The organism is Pseudomonadota bacterium (genome assembly GCA_030859565.1).
Lineage (GTDB): Bacteria > Pseudomonadota > Gammaproteobacteria > JACCXJ01 > JACCXJ01 > USCg-Taylor.
Genome location: JALZJW010000220.1, coordinates 1 through 4,308, shown reverse-complemented (window position 1 = coordinate 4,308; position 4,308 = coordinate 1). Strand labels below are relative to the sequence as shown.

At 61.6% G+C, this 4,308-nt stretch carries 4 protein-coding genes; all 4 read left to right on the top strand.

Annotated elements, in window-relative coordinates; all coding sequences use genetic code 11:
- Positions 1-89 precede the first annotated feature (89 nt).
- The 4 genes from hemC to M3436_19610 are packed head-to-tail and all read left to right on the top strand — an operon-like array spanning position 90 to position 4,267.
- A complete protein-coding gene (hemC, locus tag M3436_19625) occupies positions 90-1,022 on the top strand; it encodes a hydroxymethylbilane synthase (GenBank protein ID MDQ3566190.1) in 933 nt (310 codons plus the stop codon).
- A complete protein-coding gene (locus M3436_19620; protein MDQ3566189.1) occupies positions 1,009-1,854 on the top strand; it encodes a uroporphyrinogen-III synthase in 846 nt (281 codons plus the stop codon). Before hemC ends, M3436_19620 begins: the two co-directional genes overlap by 14 nt.
- Positions 1,854-3,056: a uroporphyrinogen-III C-methyltransferase gene (locus tag M3436_19615; protein MDQ3566188.1), complete on the top strand. Its 1,203-nt coding sequence runs from the start codon at positions 1,854-1,856 to the stop codon at positions 3,054-3,056. The genes M3436_19620 and M3436_19615 overlap by 1 nt, the downstream gene beginning before the upstream one ends.
- Positions 3,053-4,267 carry a heme biosynthesis protein HemY gene (locus tag M3436_19610; GenBank protein MDQ3566187.1) on the top strand — a complete coding sequence of 405 codons (1,215 nt, stop codon included), beginning with the start codon at positions 3,053-3,055 and terminating at the stop codon, positions 4,265-4,267. The genes M3436_19615 and M3436_19610 overlap by 4 nt, the downstream gene beginning before the upstream one ends.
- The last annotated feature ends 41 nt before the right edge of the window (positions 4,268-4,308 follow it).

The window sequence follows — 4,308 nt, the reverse complement described above, 5'->3', positions numbered from 1 at the left end:
CTATCCCCGGAGGCCAGTACTCTTTCACCCTAGGAGGCCAGGCTTTACTACCTTCTTTCAGACTCATCTTTGAATTAGAAAATACTCCGATGTTGACCGCTTTAAGAATCGCCACTCGCAAAAGCCCCTTGGCGCTACGTCAGGCAAATTTCGTGCGTGGGCGCTTGCTCGAACTGTACCCCGGCATCGACATCGCACTGCTCAAGGTTCAAACGCAAGGCGACCGCTATATCGACACGCCGCTCGGGGGGCTCGGGGGCAAGGGGCTCTTCGTCAAGGAGCTGGAACAGGCGCTTTTGGACGGCGCCGCCGATCTGGCCGTGCATTCCATGAAAGATGTCACCGTCGATCTACCGGAAGGCTTGGCCATTCCCGTTGTTCTAAAGCGCGAAGACCCGCGCGATGCGCTTGTGTCGATCCATTACCCGCGCCTGGATGAGCTTCCCAGCGGCGCTCGCATCGGCACCTCTAGTTTGCGCCGGCAATCGCAGTTGCGCGCCTTGCGCCCGGATCTTGTCGTCGGCGAACTGCGCGGCAATGTCGGCACGCGCTTGGAACGGCTCGATCGCGGTGAGTTCGACGCTCTCCTGCTCGCCGGAGCCGGGCTACGGCGCTTGGACCTACAGGCGCGCATTGCATCCTTGCTCGACCCGGCGCTCATGCTCCCCGCCATTGGCCAAGGCGCGATTGGCGTCGAATGCCGGATCGGCGATACCCGCGTCCTGGATCTGATCGGCCCGCTCGATGACCCCGAAAGCCACACTTGCATCCGTGCCGAACGCAGCTTTAATCGCCGCCTCGGCGGCGGTTGCCACGCGCCGATCGCCTGCTTGGCGGGGCTGAGCGCGCATACCCTTTCCTTGCGTGGATTGGTCGCGCGCCTTGATGGGACCGAGCTTATTCGCGCGGAGTCGCACGGCCCGGCCAGCGAGCCCGAGCGACTGGGGACCGCTCTCGCCGACCAACTGTGCGCGCGTGGCGCCGCGGAGATCCTGAGATCCAGCACCGATGCCGCCGGTTAATACCAGCGTCGCCGTCAAGCCTCTTCTGGGATTGCGGGTGTTGGTCACCCGACCTCTCCATCAGGCGCGGGGTCTCTGCGAGCTGATCGAGGCCCAAGGCGGGAGTGTCTGGGTACACCCCGTCATCGAAATCCGGGATCCCGCCGATCCCGCGGCCACCCGACGTCGTATCGACCGTTTAAGCTCGTTTGACATCGTGATCTTTATCAGCGCTAATGCCGCCGAGCGGGGACTTAGGCTCATTTGCGAGCGCGGTAAGTCCTTGCAAGGGATCACGGTCATCGCCGTCGGCCCGGCAACGGCGGCGCGACTCTACGCGCTCGGCGTGGGCGAAGTGACCCTCCCGGCACAAGCAGACACCGAAGGCCTGCTCGATCTCGACGCGCTGCGGCATCCCGATAAGAAACGCATCTTGATCTTCCGCGGCGCCGACGGCCGCCCTCTGTTGGGAGAGATTCTGCAAGCGCGTGGGGCATGCGTAGATTACGCGGAGGTTTACCGGCGCACCCGATCTCGTCTGAGTGCGAAAGCCTTGCTTGAGCGCTGGGAACAAGGTCAAATAGATGTCGTCATTACTACCAGCAGCGAGGGCTTGCGTAATCTTTTTGATATCATAGGCGAACGGCAAAATCTGCTGCTCGGGCGCGCGATCGCGGTGATGAACGAACGCATGGCGGTGCATGCACGAGAACTGGGCTGCACGCACCCGATCGTGGCCGCGGACGCAAGCGATGCCGGTCTGCTCGCTGCGCTTGTGGCGTGGCGCACTGGATGGAAAGCGACAGGGGGCCGGACGACAGAATCGAAGGTGCAGCCTAACGAGAACGGATAATGGAAAAAGACAAATCTCTCGCACCGCTCCTCTCTCCCGATGAGCCGCAAACCATCGAGCCCACCGCCGAGACCCGTCCCGAACCGAAACCGCAAGGACCCTGGCTTACACGCATCCTGGTCGTGCTCTTCGCGGTGGCCGCCGCCGCCACGTTCAAGTGGTGGCGTTACGATTACACGCCGGCCATCCAGCACTACAACGATCAACTGCAAGACTTAAACGCGCACATCGACTCGCTGCGCGCTGACATCGGGGCCATCGGCGGGAAAAACACGCAGACCGCCACCGTGATCGAGGGCCTTCAGCGCGAGCAAAAATCGCTCGCGCGTACGCTCGGTAATCTCGCGCTGCAAAAGCCGAATAGCGTCGAGGGTCTGGCATTGGCCGAGGTGGAATTCCTAATCGCAACCGCACAACACCGCCTGGATCTGGCGCACGATGTTCCCATGGCACTCACTGCGCTAGAAACCGCCGACGGGCGTTTGCACCGGCTTGACAGACCGGACTTAAAAAACGTCCGCGAGCAGTTGGTCAAGGACATGAATTCCCTGCGCGCGGTCCCGATGACCGACATTGCCGGTATCGCGCTCTATCTAGGGGACATCATCGGCCGCAGCGACGATCTCCCCTTCAAGGCTGAGCTCGCGGCGCCAGCGCCGACGGCGCAGCCGGTGGAGTCCCCCGAAATCGATACCTGGACGGACCTGGCCGGCGCCATCTGGAAAGACCTAGCGAACATGGTCTCGATACAAGAAATGGACACCCGCGATCCGTTCTTGTTCGACGTCGCCTTTCGCCGCTTAGTGCAACAGCATTTACGGCTAGAGCTTTTTAACGCGCGGCTCGACGTTCTGCACCGCGACACGAAAACCCTACGCGCCGCAATCGAGAGTTTATCCGAGGTGCTTGCCCGCTATTACGACACCGATGCCGAGCCGGTGTCCAGCTTGCTCGCCAAACTCAAGGAATTTCGCGCATTGGAACTGAAACCACCTTTGCCTGACATCTCGGGGTCCATGAGAGCGATCCGCGACTATATCGTGGCCCAGAAACAAGGCCTTCCCGTGTCGGCGAAAAGCGCTCATCCGGCCGCTTCCCCACCCCAAATGCCGACCCCACCGGTGGAGGCAGGCGCCTCGCCCCCCGAGGCTAAAGGTCAAGGCGCGGAACGCGCGTTCGAGGCCGAGAAGTCACGGCAATGAGATTGCTGTTCCTTTGCTTGCTCGTGCTGCTTGCGGCGGTGATCGTCGCGCAAGTCTCGAGCGAGGACCCGGGCTTCGTGGTAATTGGCTACCATGGCCGTTTGCTGCGATCCAGCGTCAACTTTTTTGTGTTCCTGCTCGGATTATTGGCCGTCACGCTTTATTTATTGGTGCGCGTGCTCGCGAAGCTCTGGTCCGCGCCCCGGCGTCTGTTCGACTGGAGCCACACGCAGCGTAGCGGCAAGGCGCAGAAAGCCTTAGTGAACGGCGTAATGGCGCTTGCCGAGGGCAACTGGGAACTCGCCGAGGGAACGTTCAGCCGAAATGCCGCCACCAGCGAGTATCCGCTGGTCCACTATTTGGCGGCCGCCCAGGCTGCGCATTCTCAGCGCGCCTGGACACGCCGCGACGAATATCTTCGTCTCGCCGAGGAAACCGGCCCCCAAGCACAGCTCGCCGTTGGGCTTACCGAAGCCGAGCTGCAACTGCAACAAGGCCAATGGGAGCAAGCGAAAGCGACTCTGCTGCGGCTGCGCGCGATCAACTCTTCGCATCCTCGGGTACTGAAACTTTCGCTTCGGCTCCTTACGCAGATGCAGGATTGGCGGCAGCTATTGGATCTCCTGCCTGCACTAAAGCAGCGTAAGGTCTGTAGCGCGGAAGAAATCTTAGCGCGCCAAACCGATGCCCATGCGGGACTGCTGGCCAATGCCCAGGACGCGGACGCGCTCGAGGCCGTCTGGTCACGGATTCCGAGCACTCCGCGCCGCCACCCCGCGATCATCGAAGTCTACGCCGCTCGCGCACACGCCTTCGGCCAAGGATCCAAGGCCATCCCCCTGATCCAAAAAGCACTCAAGAGTGATTGGGACCAGGCGCTGGTGAAACGTTACGGGCTCATGCCGAGCGGGGACTTGGCTGCGCAGATCAACGCGGCCGAAAAATGGCTAGGCAGCCATGGCGACGATGCAACGCTGTTGCTCACCTTAGGCAGGCTCTGCTTTAAGAGCGAGCTATGGGGCAAGGCCTGCTATTACCTCGAGGCATGCATCAAACAAAACCCGGGGCCTGAAGCGTATTGGCTCCTGGCGGAAACGCTGGACCATATCGGAGATCCCGACCGCGCGACCGAGCATAGACGCCTCGGTTTGGAAATGGCGACCCGCGAGGCCGGATCACTGGTACCGCTACCGGTAGCAAGCGAAAGTTGATCGCCTAAGGTTGGCTCCGGCTGCTATTGAGCCAACGCAAC